At 41.2% G+C, this 17,530-nt stretch carries 19 protein-coding genes; 13 read left to right on the top strand and 6 right to left on the bottom strand.

The window, feature by feature from the left end; all coding sequences use genetic code 11:
* Nucleotides 1-97 precede the first annotated feature (97 nt).
* Nucleotides 98-991, top strand: coding sequence for a LysR family transcriptional regulator (locus ATS75_RS16225; RefSeq protein WP_058561463.1), 894 nt, complete (start codon nt 98-100; stop codon nt 989-991).
* Here ATS75_RS16225 and norR read toward each other — a convergent pair.
* On the bottom strand, nt 986-2,545 hold the full coding sequence (norR, locus tag ATS75_RS16220) for a nitric oxide reductase transcriptional regulator NorR (RefSeq protein ID WP_058561462.1): 1,560 nt from the start codon (nt 2,543-2,545) through the stop codon (nt 986-988). The two genes, ATS75_RS16225 and norR, sit on opposite strands and share 6 nt — an antisense overlap.
* Nucleotides 2,546-2,704: 159 nt before the next feature.
* Here norR and ATS75_RS16215 point away from each other — a divergent pair, with 159 nt between their 5' ends.
* The 3 genes from ATS75_RS16215 to hmpA are packed head-to-tail and all read left to right on the top strand — an operon-like array spanning nt 2,705 to nt 5,412.
* Nucleotides 2,705-2,971: a hypothetical protein gene (locus tag ATS75_RS16215; RefSeq protein ID WP_058561461.1), complete on the top strand. Its 267-nt coding sequence runs from the start codon at nt 2,705-2,707 to the stop codon at nt 2,969-2,971.
* A complete protein-coding gene (locus ATS75_RS16210; protein ID WP_058561460.1) occupies nt 2,971-4,203 on the top strand; it encodes an NnrS family protein in 1,233 nt (410 codons plus the stop codon). The genes ATS75_RS16215 and ATS75_RS16210 overlap by 1 nt, the downstream gene beginning before the upstream one ends.
* 27 nt (nt 4,204-4,230) lie before the next feature.
* Entirely contained in the window at nt 4,231-5,412 is a 1,182-nt protein-coding gene (gene hmpA / locus ATS75_RS16205) for an NO-inducible flavohemoprotein (protein WP_058561459.1), read from the top strand.
* Between the two features lie 41 nt (nt 5,413-5,453).
* Here the strand turns inward: hmpA and ATS75_RS16200 are convergent, their stop codons facing one another.
* The 3 genes from ATS75_RS16200 to ATS75_RS16190 form a co-directional block, all read right to left on the bottom strand.
* Entirely contained in the window at nt 5,454-5,825 is a 372-nt protein-coding gene (locus ATS75_RS16200; RefSeq protein ID WP_058561458.1) for a hypothetical protein, read from the bottom strand.
* Entirely contained in the window at nt 5,818-7,446 is a 1,629-nt protein-coding gene (locus ATS75_RS16195; protein ID WP_058561457.1) for a S41 family peptidase, read from the bottom strand. The genes ATS75_RS16200 and ATS75_RS16195 overlap by 8 nt, the downstream gene beginning before the upstream one ends.
* Nucleotides 7,447-7,616: 170 nt before the next feature.
* Nucleotides 7,617-8,345 carry a hypothetical protein gene (locus ATS75_RS16190; RefSeq protein WP_058561456.1) on the bottom strand — a complete coding sequence of 243 codons (729 nt, stop codon included), beginning with the start codon at nt 8,343-8,345 and terminating at the stop codon, nt 7,617-7,619.
* Between the two features lie 206 nt (nt 8,346-8,551).
* Here ATS75_RS16190 and ATS75_RS16185 point away from each other — a divergent pair, with 206 nt between their 5' ends.
* Complete coding sequence (locus ATS75_RS16185; RefSeq protein ID WP_058561455.1) at nt 8,552-8,932, top strand: hypothetical protein; 381 nt, start codon at nt 8,552-8,554, stop codon at nt 8,930-8,932.
* On the opposite strand, the gene ATS75_RS16180 is transcribed toward ATS75_RS16185, so the two are convergent.
* On the bottom strand, nt 8,929-9,372 hold the full coding sequence (locus tag ATS75_RS16180) for a PaaI family thioesterase (protein ID WP_058561454.1): 444 nt from the start codon (nt 9,370-9,372) through the stop codon (nt 8,929-8,931). The genes ATS75_RS16185 and ATS75_RS16180 overlap by 4 nt on opposite strands.
* 453 nt (nt 9,373-9,825) lie before the next feature.
* On the opposite strand from ATS75_RS16180, the gene lexA reads away from it, so the two are divergent.
* The 5 genes from lexA (at nt 9,826) to ATS75_RS16155 (ending at nt 15,067) form a co-directional block, all read left to right on the top strand.
* Nucleotides 9,826-10,443: a transcriptional repressor LexA gene (lexA, locus tag ATS75_RS16175; protein ID WP_058561453.1), complete on the top strand. Its 618-nt coding sequence runs from the start codon at nt 9,826-9,828 to the stop codon at nt 10,441-10,443.
* Nucleotides 10,444-10,909: 466 nt separating this feature from the next.
* Nucleotides 10,910-12,055: a cytochrome c oxidase subunit II gene (gene coxB, locus ATS75_RS16170; RefSeq protein WP_058561452.1), complete on the top strand. Its 1,146-nt coding sequence runs from the start codon at nt 10,910-10,912 to the stop codon at nt 12,053-12,055.
* Entirely contained in the window at nt 12,052-13,653 is a 1,602-nt protein-coding gene (gene ctaD, locus ATS75_RS16165) for a cytochrome c oxidase subunit I (RefSeq protein WP_058561451.1), read from the top strand. Before coxB ends, ctaD begins: the two co-directional genes overlap by 4 nt.
* A complete protein-coding gene (locus tag ATS75_RS16160) occupies nt 13,653-14,180 on the top strand; it encodes a cytochrome c oxidase assembly protein (RefSeq protein ID WP_058561450.1) in 528 nt (175 codons plus the stop codon). Before ctaD ends, ATS75_RS16160 begins: the two co-directional genes overlap by 1 nt.
* An 11-nt stretch (nt 14,181-14,191) precedes the next feature.
* Nucleotides 14,192-15,067 (top strand): cytochrome c oxidase subunit 3, encoded by an 876-nt coding sequence (locus tag ATS75_RS16155; protein ID WP_058561449.1) that lies wholly within the window; start codon nt 14,192-14,194, stop codon nt 15,065-15,067.
* On the opposite strand, the gene ATS75_RS20790 is transcribed toward ATS75_RS16155, so the two are convergent.
* Nucleotides 14,967-15,329 (bottom strand): DUF2909 domain-containing protein, encoded by a 363-nt coding sequence (locus ATS75_RS20790; RefSeq protein WP_321164316.1) that lies wholly within the window; start codon nt 15,327-15,329, stop codon nt 14,967-14,969. The two genes, ATS75_RS16155 and ATS75_RS20790, sit on opposite strands and share 101 nt — an antisense overlap.
* Here ATS75_RS20790 and ATS75_RS16150 point away from each other — a divergent pair.
* Genes ATS75_RS16150 through ATS75_RS16140 form a run of 3 tightly spaced genes read left to right on the top strand, consistent with a single transcriptional unit; the run spans nt 15,283 to nt 17,525 of the window.
* Nucleotides 15,283-16,023: an SURF1 family protein gene (locus ATS75_RS16150; RefSeq protein ID WP_058561448.1), complete on the top strand. Its 741-nt coding sequence runs from the start codon at nt 15,283-15,285 to the stop codon at nt 16,021-16,023. The genes ATS75_RS20790 and ATS75_RS16150 overlap by 47 nt on opposite strands.
* On the top strand, nt 16,020-16,514 hold the full coding sequence (locus ATS75_RS16145; RefSeq protein WP_058561447.1) for a hypothetical protein: 495 nt from the start codon (nt 16,020-16,022) through the stop codon (nt 16,512-16,514). The genes ATS75_RS16150 and ATS75_RS16145 overlap by 4 nt, the downstream gene beginning before the upstream one ends.
* Before the next feature lie 21 nt (nt 16,515-16,535).
* On the top strand, nt 16,536-17,525 hold the full coding sequence (locus ATS75_RS16140) for a COX15/CtaA family protein (protein WP_058561446.1): 990 nt from the start codon (nt 16,536-16,538) through the stop codon (nt 17,523-17,525).
* Nucleotides 17,526-17,530 lie beyond the last annotated feature (5 nt).

Raw genomic sequence — 17,530 nt, 5'->3', positions numbered from 1 at the left:
TATCTTGTGACTTACTTTAGCAAAAATTCACTTGCAGAAAAGCCAAATAAACGCAAAACTTATGTGCAATAATGCACACGTGGAATAGGTAAGTACAATGGCAATACACTTTGATGATTGGCAAGATGTAAAAGTGGCCTATGAAGTCGCGCGGTTAGGAACATTGACTGCTGCCGCTGAAAAGCTCAACGTGCATCACAGTACGGTGCTTAGGCGGATCAATAATTTAGAAAAAAACTTAAATGCACGATTATTTCACCGCCACGCACGTGGCTATAAAGTAACAGAAATTGGTGCAAAACTATTTACCACTGCACAGGCAATTAATACTGATCTTGAACGTTTACATAATGACATCATTGCAGCCGATAGCACGCTTAGAGGTAGTTTGTTACTGACAACGGTGAGTGGCTTTATTGATGTGTTAAGCGATGTATGTGAACAATTTCAAAGTCTGCACCCGCAAGTTCAGCTGGAAGTGATACTCGATCAAAATCGTTTACGACTCGATCATGGGCAAGCGCATATTGCGGTGCGAGCTGGCCCTCGCCCTGATGAGGGTGATTATATCGCCCAGCATTTAGCCCATTTATCATCAGGGCTTTATGTATCTAAGCGTTATATTGATAAACATGGCATGCCAAAAACCCTTAAGCAATTGCCGTTGCATAATTTTGTGTCAGGGGTGGCGGGCTACAATGGCAAAGTGCCTTATTTTGCTTGGGTTGATGAAAATATTCCCGTTGAACAAGTGAAATTAAGGGTCTCTGAAACTTCAGAGGCAACTCGAGCAATCGTTAAAGGCTTAGGGATCGGTGGTTTGCAACATGATGTTGCGGCGCAATACCCTGATCTTATGCCTGTATTGGCTAACGAGCTCAGTTGGCCAACTGACTTATGGCTAGTGACGCACCATTTAGTGCATCGTACAGCAAAAGTGCAAGCTTTTAGCCAACTGTTAAAAGCGCATTTTAAAGAGATGGTCTTATAGCGATTTTTTAACTTTGATACCGAGCCTTTTTGCCAGTCTGATCAAATTAGCACGGTCAACACTAAGGGTGCGTGCAGTCGCTGCCCAGTTAAAGTGATGTTGCTCAAGCTGCTGACTAACGAGATTATGCATAAAGGTATCTGTTGCTTGTTTTAATGAAAGTTGCGGGCTATTTTCCGACACGGTGGTAGGTGTTGTAAGCAGAGCCTGAGTCTGTGTATTAAGGTTTAGCTCGCAGTGTTCAGCCTCTATAGTAATGATGGCCTGCTGCCATTGGCTTTGTTTGGCTTTTAATGCTGCGCGGCTTATAACATGCTCTAACTCTCGAACATTGCCAGGCCAAGAGTATTGCGTTAATGTCAGCTGGGCCTCGACGCTCAGTTTTAGTTGCTTAATGGCCAATTTTCTGGCTGTTTTTTCGATAAAGAAACCGGCTAGAAGTACCACGTCGTTTTCACGTTGTTTTAATGTCGGTACATGTAAAGGATACACACTGAGCCGGTGATATAAATCGGCCCTAAAGCGACCTTGTGCCACTTCATCTTTAAGATTACGGTTAGTTGCGGCGATCACACGGACATCAACATATTTTATCTTATCTTCGCCGAGCGTTTGAATTTCACCACTTTGTAATACCCGCAGTAATTTACTTTGCATCGTAAGTGGTAATTCGCCTATTTCATCTAAGAATAACGTGCCACCATCAGCGAGTTGAAACTTTCCTTGGCGTGCATTTTCCGCGCCTGTAAACGCCCCTTTAGCATGACCAAAAAATTCACTTTCGGCGAGATTTTCAGGTAATGAGGCACAGTTTAAATGGATCAAAGGCTGCTGACTGCGCTTCGAGTGTAAGTGTATATTGCGAGCAACAAGTTCTTTTCCAACCCCGGTATCACCTTGAATAAGTACGCTAAATTCAGAACCTGCAACCAGTTTTATGTCATTTCTTAAGGTTTGCATCGCTGGGCTGTGGCCAATAATTTCAACCCCATCTCGGGTGAGTGCTTCACGATTTAACTCTTGTACTAATGCATGACTATGTTGGGCATGATGTTGGTACTGCTGTAACAAAAGGGCGGTTTTTAACTGTGCTGCACACAGCTGACTAAGTATGGCGAGCTGTTGCATATCAAAGTCATCAAAGGCGTGGGCATTTAGGCTATCTAATGTAATCACACCCAATAAAGTGTCGCCTTCTAATAATGGCATACCCAGGCAGGCATGCACGGGAATATCCCCTTCTTGATGGTTAAGTAACCCATCATAAGGATCCGGTAACGAGCAATCTTGAGCAAATTGTAACGGTTGTCCTGAGCGACAAATAGCCTGTAAGCGGGGGTGATCGTTGATCACAAATCGTCTGCCTAATGTATCTGGCATTAAGCCATCGATGGCCACTGGTTTTAATACGTTGTTTTGACTAATAAGCAATGCAGTTGCATCACTGGAGACTACGCCTTTTACACACTCAATAATATGTTGATAGTGATTGGCTTGTGCCTTAATAGCGCCTAGCTGCAAAGCGGTGTTTAAAAGGACAGTAGCATCTATCATGTCAATTTGACTCTAATGTGTTTTATTTTGTTTTTAATGGTGTGTCATTATGACATTTAAGTCAATAGTTAAAGATTAAGGTGTTGATAATTAATGACTTTAATTGTTGGCTCACTCTGTGCAATACAAGGTGTATATCCATAATGTATAGGGTGATTTATGTCTTACTACAACACTGTTTGCAGCAACTTAGCCACAGATACTGATTTTTACCTGCGTTTATTAAGAGGCGCTAACTGGGCGCTTTTACTGAGTTGCCTGTCCCTTGGAGTGACTGTTTTATTTAGTTACCCGTTGGCTGATTTGCTTTCAATTAAGCTGCAAATAGTGGCGCATATTTCCACTATTATCGCAGCGACTATTTTAAAAATTAGTTATGTGTTGCGCTGTATTGCATTAAGTAGCTTAGGTAGAGAGGTACGCTAATGCGCCCAATAAATTTAACTGAGCCGGCGGCTGAAAATGTACGTTTTTATCAAATTAGTCAATGGCCAATCTGGAACCTCGCTTTTCGCCCTGCTTTTTTAGGTGCGGGCTTGCTTGCCCTTTTTTCTATTGGCTATTGGTTACTTATTTTAACTGGGTATGCAAATTGGCAGTTAAGTATGCCTGCAACACTCTGGCACGCTCATGAAATGATGTTTGGTTTTGCAGGTTTTGTTGCTGTAGGTTTTTTATTAACCGCGGCTCAAACCTGGACTGGCGTGCCTAGTATCAGTGGATGGCGTTTGATGGGGTTAACCTTGATTTGGTTAACAGCGCGCGGTGCATTTTTCTTCTCAATTCCAAGTGTTAGCGATATTAATGTATATCTGGTGATTGGATTACAGTTTTTATGGTGGCTTGGCGCTATTATCGTTTTAGCCAATATGCTGATTGCGGCTAAAAGTAACAATAACTATGTATTCCTATTTATGCTCAGTGCGCTAGCAGCTTTAAATATTTCCTATCTATGGTTAGTCAATTTACAAAAGAGTGCCTTGGCATTATCAATCGTTGATACCGCGATCTTAGTAATGACGATATTAGTTGGGGTCATTGCCGGGCGTGTTGTGCCCTTTTTTACAGCACGAGGCTTAGAGCTCAGCGAGCAAGTGCGCTCGCCCCGATTAGATAAAATATTGCTGTATTGCGCGGTGCTGGGTGTCTCTGCTTTTTTCATTAGTCAGGTATTTGTGCGCAGTTTAAACCCCGGTTGGATAATGAGCGTCGTGGCTGTTTTGCACTTAACTCGCTCCTTTATATGGTGGAATAAGAAGGTATTTACAGTGCCACTATTGTGGTCACTGCATGTGTCTTATTTTGCTTTGGGTGTAGGTTTAACCTTGGTTGCCCTGAGCTTTTTCAGTTCAATTATCTTATTTAGCGACGCGCTGCATATGATCACTATCGGCACGATTAGCCTGATGATTTTAGCCATGATGAGTCGTGTATCACTGGGTCATACAGGCCGTTCTCTTTGTGTTCCACACGCTATATCGGCTGCGTTCATTTTAATGATTATTGCGGCGATAACTCGTTCATTACTTCCCACCGTCATTGGCTCATCTACTGCGTGGCAGCTTAGCGCATTATGTTGGCTGGTGGCATTTTTACTGTTCTTGCTCCATTTCACACCTATTTTGACGCGGCGTCGTGTTGATGGGCGTCGGGGTTAATTTTTTTAAGTTATTAGGAAACGTAGTATGTTATCTGAAAAAACCATTTCGATTGTAAAAAGTACAGCGCCTTTACTGGCCCAAGCAGGGACAGTTGTGACAGAACATTTTTATAATCGGCTATTTAGTCATAACCCTGAGTTGCAGCATATTTTTAATATGGCCAATCAACGTAGTGGCCGTCAGCAGTTTGCGTTATTTAATGCGTTAGCAGCGTATGCACAACATATTGATAATTTGGATGTGTTAAAAGAAGCCCTTGCGCGAATAAATCATAAACATGCCAGCATGCATATCCTGCCTGAGCACTACCCCATTGTGGGTGGGCATTTGATTGGCACCTTAAAAGAGCTATTACCTGAGCAGTTCACCGCTGAAGTAGAGTACGCTTGGCGCGAGGCGTATGCTTTACTTGCTGATATTTGTATAACCGAAGAGGCCGCGCTTTACGAGCACAGTAAAATCAAACATGGAGGCTGGTCAGGTACACGTCCATTTTTTATTAAAGAAAAACACATTGAGTCTGCGTTAGTCACCAGCTTTATACTTGCGCCGATTGATAACAAGGCGGTAATAACTCATAAACCTGGGCAGTATTTAGGTATTAAAGTTAAACCTAATGACATGCAATATAATGAAATTAGGCAGTATTCTATTTCTCAAAAAAGTAATGGTAAAAACTACCGTATCAGTGTGAAAAAAGAACGCTTACCGGGTCCTGGCATTGTTTCCAACTACTTACACTCACTTGATGTGGGTAATACTGTAGAGCTGTTTCCGCCAGCTGGTGATTTCTTTTCAAAAGGCAGTAAAAAACCAACAGTGCTAATTTCGGCTGGTGTTGGTCAAACTCCAATGCTCGCGATGCTGCAAACATTATTACAGGATGAAGTGAGCCCAAACACCTTTTATTTACACGCCTGTGAAAATGCAGAGCATCATGCGTTTGCCGATTATTTAACAGATCTTGCTGCCGTGCATTCCTCTTTAAAGCATTACACTTGGTATAATAAAGAAACTAAGGATGAAGTGTTCAGAGGGTTAATGAATATAAGCACTGTTGCAGATCAACTTCCATTGCTAGAAGGCGATTTTTACCTATGTGGCCCAACAGGTTTTATGGCAGCAATTAAGCAACAGTTGCTTGCTTTAAACGTTGATGCTGAGCGCATACATTACGAGGTGTTTGGTCCACACCAAGCGCTTTAATCCGCTTATAGCAAAAAGGCGCTTAATGCGCCTTTTTGGTTTTAAATAACTTCACATTCGACATTGCTAAGTGGAATACTCAGTTGTTTTTTAGGGTAAAATAAAAAGCATTGCTCCCCTGATTTTTGCAAGACAAACTTTTCTGAAGGGATGTTATGTGCGCCCATAATAGGCATGCCATCAGGGCCTTTAGTCGTGCCGTGATCTATCAAAAGCTGTGCGCTTTTAGTAAATACATCATCCGCAAGAGTCACTAAAGGACCACCTTTTGCAGTTTGAATTGCTTGTTGGAGTTGTGTTACAACGCCCGGGTTAACTCGCGTTAAGGTTGCATCTTGAGGCTGTACTGCTTGCGTGCTATTGCAGCCTGTTAGTATGACTGCGCAAACAGCGCTTAATAAGTATTTAGTCATTTATATCTCCTTTACTTGGCCATGTTAAATCCATATTTGTGTTGTAAAGGGATTGGGGTACCTCAAGTGAGAAACCAGTTTCATTGTTTGGTGCATAGCTGGCAGGTTGTTGTTTAACATTTTGCGGTACTTCAGGACAGCTGTCATTTGTAATGTGGTATATCGCCGTTGATAGTAATGCTTCGCTTGTGTCACCTAATTGATGATCGAAGTCATCTGCAATAGGGCAGCCTTTCACATCAGCAGAAAACTGCGGCGTAGGAGTCGGTGTTAAACCGTCAGAATATTCACCAAAACCTTTGTAGTTAGCGCCGCTAAACTGAATAGTATAGTAAGTGGTTGCACAGTTATGCGTAGGTGTAAAACCATACGGTTTACCGCACGTTGTGTCGCCAATTAATACCACCTCAACATCTATTCCTTTCAAACCATTAATAAAGGCTTCAGATGCAGAACAAGTACCAGATGTACTAAGAACATAGACTTTTGATAGATTTAAGTCAGGTAGAAGTATTTGTTTACCTTCAAACGTTGAGTAATCAACTTCTTGGTTAATGAATGGCAGTGGTACCTCTTCAGGAAGCTTGTCATTTTGAATCGTTTGATAATAGTAAAAATCATCCGTGTTTGCAGGGCCTGCAACCATGTAGGCTAACTGCGAAGAGAGAGCCAATAAACCCCCGCCGTTGTATCTAAAATCGATGACTAATTCGTCGACTTGATCAGCTTTAAACTTATTAACAGCATCGATTAGGCCTTCTTGAGCAACACTGATATGACTGTTGAACTGCATATAACCAACACGTGTATTGTTTTGTGTTACAAATGTATTCACATTTTGCACTGGGGTTTTTGCAATATTACCCGCAGTTATCGTGATTGATTTTTCAGTCCCGTCATTGCTGCGTACTTTAAAGTTGTGTGCTTCACCAGCCGCTGGCGAAAATAAAACACTGTTAAGTGTTTCAATGCCAGCTTGAGTGTTTGTATCTATGCTTACATCATCAACAGTTAGTATGGTATCGCCACGTTGTATTCCCGCATTCTGTGCCGGTGAATTATCTTCAAGGTAGGCAACTCTTAACACTCTTGGCGGCGTGTTTGCAATAAATGACCAGTTAATGCCGTAACCTGATACAACACCTGATTGTGCTTCTTTAAAAAAGTCTTCAGTGGGTTCACTGTAATGAAAGTTATCTTTCTTAGCGCCTGAATCAGTGGTTTGCTCTGTTTTTAATTGTGCAAAATACGCCGCAACAGTATCAAAGCTTTCAGGGTTTTTGTCTGTGATTTCGTCATACCACAGGTATGTTTCATCACTCCAAGAGCGCAGCCACATTTTTTCTGTCAATGTTGAGCCAGCAGTGTCTGGGTATGGCTGGTTATTATTGTATGGATCGTTGCCCGTTCGTGGCACATCACATTGATTTTTAAATGTACTTGATGCTTTAAACTCACCCGCAACCCACGTTACTTCATTGGTTTGTGGAGGTTGTGTTACAACACTTGTTGAATCTTTATTTGAGTCCTTGTTTAAGCTACCGCCGCCTCCACATGCTGTAATTGCAAGGCCAGAAAAAGCAATGAGAATAGCTGTAGAGAGTCTTTTTTTATTAAACATACTTAGTTACGTTCCTGTAAATACTTGTTTTGAAAGTATCAATATGCGTCGCTTTAGGCAATAAAAAATGTGCATACAATGTAAACAATTGTAGTGCTACAGGTGCTGCAAAGTCAGGTATTGTGCCATGTCTTAGCTTACTGGAGTGAGTAAGGGAATTGCGAAGAGCGTCAGGCTCGCGCATCAGGAATGAACTTTTTATTTCTTCGCTTGCGTAAACGCATATTTTGAAACAGTAAAATAATGCCTGTTACACAAAATAAGACACTCGTTGCTGAAAAGCTAATTAATAATGGGTTATTAAAGTCTTCGCGCTCATCATAATCCATGATGTGTAACATCCAAAAAAAGTCAAAAATGCGCCATATTGTGCTGCGAACAGTAATTACTTTACCACTATCTGCCCATAAATAGAGTGTTGTATTAAAAGTATCGTTAAACTTAACTTGCCATATATCTTTTTTGTAGCCAATTTCTCGAGGCCCGGTTTCAAGTTGAGTTATCGTACTAATTTCAGCATCAATTAACAGGTGTGCTTTTGCATTTTCGGCAATTTGTATTTTGTTGGGGTTACTAAATGGTTGTCCTGTTAACCCATCAAAATGATGCTCTTTTATATCAGTTTTTAGTGTGATTATCGGGGAGTTCAAAAAGTGAGAATAGGTAATCTGTTTAGGTTGTGAAACTTGCGCTACGATACTGTCCAGAGAGGCAGGATAGTCCGCTTGAGTAAATGGGCTATCAATAACGCGAGTTGCTAGGTGCTTTCCGTGAACTTTTTCAAGCGGAATAGCGCTCATGACTAAACCACCGAGCAGCCATGCAAAAATTTGCAAAGCAAGTAGGTAGCCAAGCCATTTATGACATTGACGAGCGTGCTTGAAAATACGTTTATTCATTGATAACTCGATTATTATTATTTTTTGCGCCGTATTTTACAAAATATACTGTGTTTGACCATGTGACAAATTGTCGCAGTAAATACAGAAAACAGTTTGGCAAAGCCGAGTAAAGTAATAGGTGAATTTACAAGGGATAGAGTTTGGTATAAATGCAAATTTAGGTTAAAGTTTGCGTTGTAATTAACGTGGGGTAAAACAATAGCATGTCGGAAATTCAATTTTTAAATGTAGATCTAGAGCTTGAGTCTAAACAAGATATTAGTTCATTAGTGGCTGACCTAAAAAAAATTGCCACTGTTTTACACTATGATAAAGATGAATATCGCCAATTAGCACGTATAGAAGCGAACCTTGACGTATCTTCGCCAGATAAAGCTATAAATCATTTGTGTGAGTTAATTGAATCATGCTCACGTAATGCATTAAAGCAATGGTTATCATGCTCTCGACGCACGTTTGATATTGGTTTTGAGTCGGGTACTTCGCCAAAATGTTTTAATCAAGCACTTCAAGCCGATACGTTACTGCGAATATCTGCTATCGGTGCCGGTGTAGAAATTACAATTTATCCAATGGGAAGTTAATTTTTACGCTCAACCACGGCTGCGGTCATCCTTGATACGCAGCAGAGCTCGCCTCGACTATTTGTTATCTTAATTTCCCACACTGATGTCCGTTTCCCTATGTGTATAGGTTTTGCTACTGCCGTAAGCACGCCATTACGAGATGCTTTTAAATGGTTGGCATTTATTTCTTGGCCAACACAGTAGAACTTAGTGAAATCAATAACAAAGTTGGCAGCATAACTGGCCACTGTTTCTGCAAGCACAACATTTGCTCCCCCATGCACCATCCCAATAGGGTTGTGGTGTGCCGGAGTGGCAGGCATCGCAGCCACTAGGTAGTCGTCGCCAATCTCTGTGATTTCTATGCCCATTGTTTTCATTAATGTGCCTTGACCCTTTATGCCTTGGTCAAGTTCCTTACATTGCGCTAGGGTGATTGGTTTATACCAAATACTCATGAGATTTCCTTCTTTTATATATTGTGGGTTTAGCCCGTACGGTTAAACACTCCTCTGCAGAGTCGTACATTTTAAGCGTTAAAATGTTCGCTTCGTTAGGTTTGGCACATGATAAATAAAAATAATAACACTATTTGTATGTGTATTGGATCTATGGCCCTTATATAGCTCAATGCGTAGGCAAAGTTAAGACTTGGAAGCCACGCAACTTGCCAGACGGTATCGCTATTCTCAAGCGCATGGTATTTATCAATGAATCAGATTGATTTAGTGAAGGGGGACATTAAAGGTCAGTTTAGATTAATCGATAGGGTCTTTAAGTAGACCAAGGTGTGCCAGTTTACTGGTTAACACGAGGTTGTGACTGCATAAACTATGAATAATTAAACATTTGCGATTTTTATATAACTGTATATACTCACAGTTAAATGTACTGTATGGAAAACCAGTTGTATGCGCCCATTAACGAACCGCCAAGCTCAAATTCTCGAACTCATTAAAGTATTTATAAAAGATACAGGGATGCCGCCTACGCGTGCTGAAATTGCTCAGACCTTGGGGTTTAAAAGTGCCAATGCAGCTGAAGAGCATTTAAAAGCACTTGCTAAAAAGGGTGTGATTAAAATGAAGCCAGGCGCGAGCCGTGGTATTCAGCTGGTTGAAGAAGACGAGCCAGAACAGTTAGGGTTGCCTTTGATTGGTCGAGTAGCTGCGGGTGAACCCATCTTAGCTGAGCAACATGTTGAAAGCCATTGCCAAGTAGATCCATTAATGTTCAAGCCAGCTGCTGATTTTTTATTGCGCGTACAAGGTATGAGTATGAAAGATATTGGTATTATGGATGGTGATCTACTAGCAGTTCATCGAACGCAGGTTGCTGAAAATGGCCAAGTGGTTGTTGCGCGTGTTGATGATGATGTAACAGTTAAACGCATTGAAAAAGCAGGGAAAAAAGTTCTCTTACATGCTGAAAATGATGAGTTTACTGCAATTGAGGTCGACCTCGAGCATGAGTCATTTAATATTGAAGGATTAGCAGTGGGCGTAATTCGAAACGCAGACTGGATGTAAGATTGGTTGTTATAAGTTTATATAACGTAAGTTAAGCCATGTTTTTATTCCTAATAGTTTATTTACTGCCAACTCGGTGCACCAAATGAGTGATATTTGGTGCTTATATTTTTTATAGCAACGTTAGCCGCAGTATTACACACTTCTATATAGCTTCTTAAGCCTTATTATACCTCGTTATCCGCCAGTTTCAGGCGCTTAGAATATTCCCGCAAAACAAAATAACGCTCTGATTTAGCATTGTTATTTTTGCACCAAAATAGAATTTTATTTACTTAAAAACTTGCTAATTGTTTATTTTTTAACTAATTGGTTAATACGCTGTGTTAATTAGTGATCTTTTACGTTATTGCGTCTGAAGGCAAAAATATAACCAGTAACAATAAAAAAATAACGAATTGGCGCGAATAAAGCAGTGCCGCCTCTTCGCTTTGCGTCTTGCAATAGCATCAAAAGGAGCTGTCACATGGGTAAATTGAGCTCTACCTTGTGGCTTATATTATTAATGCTTCCGCAGCAATTATTGGCAAACAGCCAATTTAATATGCGCGAAGGTGTCACCGATATAAGTAATAATGTTTATCAACTGCACATGACTATTTTTATTATATGTTGTGTGATTGGGGTGATTGTATTTGCCGTTATGTTTTGGGCATTAATACATCACCGTAAATCGAAAGGGGCTGTACCTGCCCAATTTCACGAAAGTACAAAAGTCGAAATACTTTGGACGGCAATTCCTTTTGTCATTCTTATCGCCATGGCTGTTCCCGCCACTAAAACTTTAATCGCTATGGAAGATGCCAGTAAAGCTGACATAACTATCAAAGTGACCGGGTCGCAGTGGAAATGGCACTATGAATACATGGGAGAGGATGTGGACTTTTATTCCATTCTATCAACACCTAGTGACCAAATAGCGAATCAAGCTGAAAAAACAGATACCTACTTACTCGAGGTTGATAAACCTTTAGTGCTTCCAATTAATAAAAAAATCCGTTTTTTAATGACCTCAGATGACGTAATTCACTCATGGTGGGTGCCAGATTTTGCGGTTAAAAAGGATGCCAACCCCGGCTTTATTAATGAGACCTGGACACGAATTAATGAAGAAGGTATTTACCGAGGTCAATGTGCTGAACTTTGCGGTAAAGACCACGGCTTTATGCCTGTTGTTGTTGAAGCGAAATCAGAACAGGATTTTGTAGCCTGGTTAGCTAATGCAAAACAAGCCAAGCAACAAGCCGCAGCGGCTGATGCTGCCTTACTTGATCAAACTCTGCCAAAAGAAGAGCTTATGGTATTGGGAGAGCAAGTCTATATGGCTAGTTGTGCTGCCTGTCATCAACCCACAGGCATGGGATTACCGGGTGTTTTTCCTGCTCTAAAGGGAAGCCCTATCGTGTTAGGGGATATTAAAGATCACATCGATATTGTTGTTCAAGGTAGCCCGGGTACGGCCATGCAGGCATTTGTAAAGCAATTATCAATTAAACAGCTTGCCGCTGTTATTACCTACAAGCGTAATGCGTGGGGTAACAATACAGGTGAAGTAGTTCAGCCGAGTGATATTCAGGCGTGGATTGATGAAACTGCGGAGGCTAAACAATGAGTAGCATAACAGACGAACATAATAACGACGCTACGCATCATGATGCGGGGCATCACCACCCGGCAAAAGGCATTAAACGTTGGTTGTTCACCACTAACCATAAAGACATTGGTAGTTTATATTTAATATTTTCACTCACCATGTTTTTAATTGGTGGTGCTATGGCAATGGTGATCCGTGCTGAATTATTTCAGCCAGGGTTGCAGTTAGTCGATCCTCACTTTTTTAATCAAATGACCACGGTTCATGGTTTAATTATGGTGTTTGGTGCGGTGATGCCAGCATTTACTGGATTGGCAAACTGGATGGTGCCTTTAATGATTGGTGCGCCGGATATGGCTCTACCCAGAATGAATAACTGGAGCTTTTGGATTTTACCCTTTGCGTTTTTGATTTTGTTAGCATCGTTGTTTATGCCAGGTGGTGGCCCTGCATTTGGGTGGACATTCTATGCGCCGCTTTCCACAACGTACAGCAATGATAATACCGCTTTATTTGTGTTTGCGGTTCATATCATGGGCATTAGCTCCATTATGGGTGCAATTAATGTGGTTGTAACTATCGTTAATATGCGTGCGCCTGGTATGACGTGGATGAAACTCCCGTTATTTGTTTGGACGTGGTTGATCACAGCGTTTTTATTGATAGCAGTAATGCCCGTGTTAGCCGGTGCGGTCACCATGGTATTAACTGATAAATACTTCGCAACCAGCTTTTTCGATGCTGCTGGTGGGGGGGATCCGGTTATGTTTCAACATATTTTCTGGTTCTTCGGACACCCGGAGGTGTACATCATGATATTGCCTGCATTTGGCATTATTTCGACGATAGTGCCCACCTTCTCTCGTAAAAAGCTCTTTGGCTATGCTTCTATGGTGTATGCAACCTCCTCGATTGCGCTACTGAGCTTTATCGTTTGGGCCCACCATATGTTTACAACAGGGATGCCCGTCGCAGCTGAACTTTTCTTTATGTATGCCACTATGTTGATATCGGTGCCTACTGGGGTAAAAGTGTTTAACTGGGTAGCCACAATGTGGCGAGGATCTATTAGTTTTGAAGTACCCATGTTGTTTAGTATTGCGTTTATTGTGCTGTTTACTCTAGGTGGCTTCTCAGGTCTTATGCTCGCGATTACACCTGCCGATTTTCAGTATCACGACACGTACTTTGTGGTGGCACATTTTCATTATGTATTAGTAACTGGTGCCGTATTCTCGATAATGGCAGGTGCATATTATTGGCTGCCCAAATGGACGGGTAATATGTTTAATATCACCTTAGCTAAGTGGCACTTTTGGCTATCTTTGGTGAGTGTAAACGTGCTGTTCTTCCCAATGCATTTTGTTGGACTGGCTGGTATGCCAAGGCGGATCCCTGACTATGCGCTGCAATTTGCTGACTTTAACGCAATTATTAGTATTGGTGGCTTTGCCTTTGGGTTGTCACAATTACTATTTGTTGTTGTGGTTTATAAGTGCGCGAAAGGTGGTGAAAAGGTACCAGCAAAAGTATGGGATGGTGCTGAAGGGTTGGAATGGGAAGTTGCATCGCCTGCGCCGTACCATACATTCGAAACACCGCCGGAGATTAAATAATGACGCATGCGCCTTTGCTTAAACGACTGGTATTAATATGCATAGGCATGTTTGCTTTCGCTTTTGCTTTGGTGCCTTTATACGATGTTTTTTGCGATATTACAGGCTTAAATGGTAAGCCCTCTCTAGAGCAAGCACAGCAAAGTAACACCATTACTGATAATCGCGAAGTCGATGTGAGCTTTACAACACATGCTCAAAGTGGCGCGCCATTTGAAGTGAAGTCAGATGAATACAGTGTGGTGGTAAAACCTGGTGCAATGAGAGAAGTATTGTTTAAGGCAAAAAACCTCAGCAACCAAGACAAAGTTATGCAGGCTGTTCCCTCTGTGTCACCGGGAAAAGCTGCTAAGTACCTTCATAAAATGGCGTGTTTTTGTTTTGACCAACAACCACTAAAAGCGGGAGAAGAGGTTGAGTTTAAACTCCTTTTTTATGTCGATACTGAGTTACCAAGTGATGTTGAAGAGTTAACTTTGTCGTACACCGTGTTTGATATTAGTAGTCAATTTTTGGCTAGTAATTAGGAGCAAGTAAGATGAATCAAAATTACGAAAAGTACTATGTACCTGATCAAAGTCCTTGGCCAATAGTAGGTGCTGTCGCGATGTTTTTAATCGCTGTAGGTGCTGCGCTAACCGTCATGCAAGCAAGTGAGGAAGGCGGTAATGGGCATTATATATTGTATGGCGGGATTGCTATTTTACTTTATATGCTATTTAGCTGGTTTAAAAATGTGATTGAAGAGTCGCATCAAGGTTTGTATTCAGCCCAGATGGACCGATCTTTCCGCCAAGGCATGAGCTGGTTTATCTTCTCTGAGGTAATGTTTTTCATGGCTTTCTTTGGTGCATTATTCTATGCCCGAATGATATCTGTTCCTTGGTTAGGGGGCGCAGGTAACAATGCGATGACAAATGAAGTGCTATGGCCAACATTTGAAGCGGTATGGCCATTAGTGACTACACCTGGGGGTGATACAACACAAGCAATGGGGTGGCTTGGCCTACCTTTAATAAATACAGTCATACTGCTCATCTCATCTGTGACGCTGCATTTTGCCCATGTGGCAATGGAAAACAATAAACGAGGTCCCTTAAAAGTGTTTTTGGGTGCCACTATTTTACTTGGGGTTGTGTTTTTAGGCTTACAGGTTGAAGAGTATATCCATGCTTATCAAGATTTAGGATTAACCTTAGATTCGGGTGTTTATGGCAATACATTCTTCTTGTTGACCGGGTTTCATGGCATGCATGTGACATTGGGTACAATTATTTTACTTGTTGTATTCTTTAGAATCTTAAAAGGCCATTTTAGCCCCAAAAAGCATTTTGCTTTTCAAGCTGCTGCTTGGTACTGGCATTTTGTTGATGTGGTTTGGTTGTGTTTATTTGTGTTTGTATATGTGTTGTAGGGTTTACATTCGGGTTGATATAACCCAGTTTAAACGCAGTAATGACAACAATAAGTACTACGACTGAGAACAACACGCGACGGCCTAAATAATGAGACATAGGCCGTCCTTTATCACGGCCAGAGACCATAATAAACAGCGCACGAAATAAGTTAAAAAGTATAAACAATAACAACAGTACAATAATAATTTTTATAATCACTGGGTTCACCTTTATGCAGTTAGTTTTATGGCGTAAACAAAAGCTTAGCTCAATTTTCATCGTTTGCGTGGTGTTAGTTGTGGTATTCGTTTGTTTGCGTTTGAGTTATTGGCAAATACAGCGTGCAGAGGCAAAAGCGTTGCAGCTTGCACATATTGAGAGTGTGCAAGACCAGGGGGTTATGCAATGGTCTCAAGTGCAAGCGTTACCAGTTACTTGGGATAAAACTGGTATAAAAGTCACTTTTAGAGGCCAGGTCGAAGGTCAGTATTATTGGTTGTTGGATAATCAAATATATCAAGGGCAAGTTGGCTACGATGTGCTCACTTTATTCACACCAACAGGCAGTAAAATCCCCATTGTTGCAAACTTAGGGTGGGTAAAAGCGCCACTCACACGTCAACAGCTTCCAACCATTAATCTACCAAAGCAGCCTATTGAAATGACAGTACAATTAAAGCAGGGACAGCTCTCAGGCTTTACATTAGAAAACAGTGATACAGCTCAATCCGATGGTTGGCCTAAGCGAATTCAAAATATTGATTTAGAAGCTTTTTCTAAACAAACAGGAACATTGATGGCTGATTATATTGGCTATCGGCAAGGCGCAGGAGATGATCTTGGTATACCGCATTACCAAGCTGTTGTAATGAGCCCGCAAAAACACTATGGCTATGCAGTGCAGTGGTTGTTAATTGGTTTAGCGTGTATTGGGGTTGCTGTATTTGCAAGTAAAAAGAAGGATTTAAAATGAAAAATAAACCGATGATCATATTTATAGGGTGTTGTTTGGTGCCTCTAATCATGGCGTATTTATCACTGAAATTTGAGTGGATCACTCCAGCGATTAGTAACAATGGTGAGTTTTTAAAAACTGAAATAAAGCTAAAAGAGTGGCAAGAATCAGAGCATAAGCAATGGACAATTGCACTTAATCACCCAAAGCAATGTTCGCAAGCATGTGCGGAGCAATTAAATGCACTGGATAACTTATATGTCGCACTGGGAAAAAATCAAGGCAAAGTAGACATGGTGATCTTAGGAGAGCCAAGAGAAACAGCAACACCATGGCGTCAATTGGCAGAAACAGATCAGCTTGAGCCTGCAAGCTTATATCTAATTGATCACATGGGATTAGTTGTTTTGCACTACCCATATAAGCAAGAACCACAACAAAATCGTTTAACACAAAAGGGGCTACTAAAAGACTTAAAAAAACTACTTAATTATTCGCGCTCAAGCTAATGCCATTAAAAGGGGCTGATTATGTATAAAAATTATAAAAACTTAGTGGTAGCAACCTTCTTTTTATCTATTGTGGTTGTTGGGTTAGGCGCTTATACGCGCTTAAGTGATGCAGGATTGGGGTGCCCTGATTGGCCTGGCTGCTATGGCTTTTTAACAGTACCAAAGCATGAAGCAGATTTAGCGTATGTTGAACAAACTTACCCAGATATGATGTTCGAAACAGCAAAAGCATGGAAAGAAATGATCCATCGCTACTTTGCTGGCAGTTTAGGGGTATTGATTCTAGTGCTGTTTATTGTCGCGTTCATTCAACGCAAGCATTCACAATCTCCCGTAAAATTACCGTTTTTTTTATTAGTGTTAGTGATATTTCAAGCAGCGTTAGGCATGTGGACTGTCACGATGAATCTGCAGCCCCTTATTGTAATGGGCCATTTATTAGGCGGGTTTAGTATTTTGTCGTTGGTCGCTTTGCTGTATTTAAGGCTAACTGCAAAGCACATAGAAGGGGGTGATGCCCCTGCACGGCGTCATTTTAATTTAAGTCTAGTCGCATTGGTTGTTTTGGTTATTCAAATCGCATTAGGGGGTTGGTTGGCGGCAAATTATGCAGCACCACATTGCAACGGATTACCATTATGTAGTTACGGACAACCCTTTTCTTTGAGTAGTGTGTTTCAACTTCCGTTAGAACATAGCACATATGAATATGGTGTGCTGTCGCAACAAGCAAGGATGTCGATTCATTTGTTACACCGAATTTGGGCTTTAGTTACCTGTGTTGTGCTTGCGCTCATAATGTGGCGAATTTATAGCCATGCCTTATCAGCAAAAATTAAACATTGCACGGTCACTGTGCTTATTGCATTAGTGTGTCAAATAAGTTTAGGGCTGGCTGTGGTGCATTGGCATTTTCCATTAGGGGTAGCGCTGGCACATAATTTAATGGCTGCCATACTGTTAATGACGCTTATTCGTTTATGTTTCTATTTAAAAGCACGTAGCTAGGAGGC

The sequence above is a fragment of the Pseudoalteromonas sp. H105 genome (genome assembly GCF_001469215.1).
In the GTDB taxonomy this organism is placed as follows: Bacteria; Pseudomonadota; Gammaproteobacteria; order Enterobacterales; family Alteromonadaceae; genus Pseudoalteromonas.
This window is presented reverse-complemented; position numbering and strand designations above follow the sequence as displayed.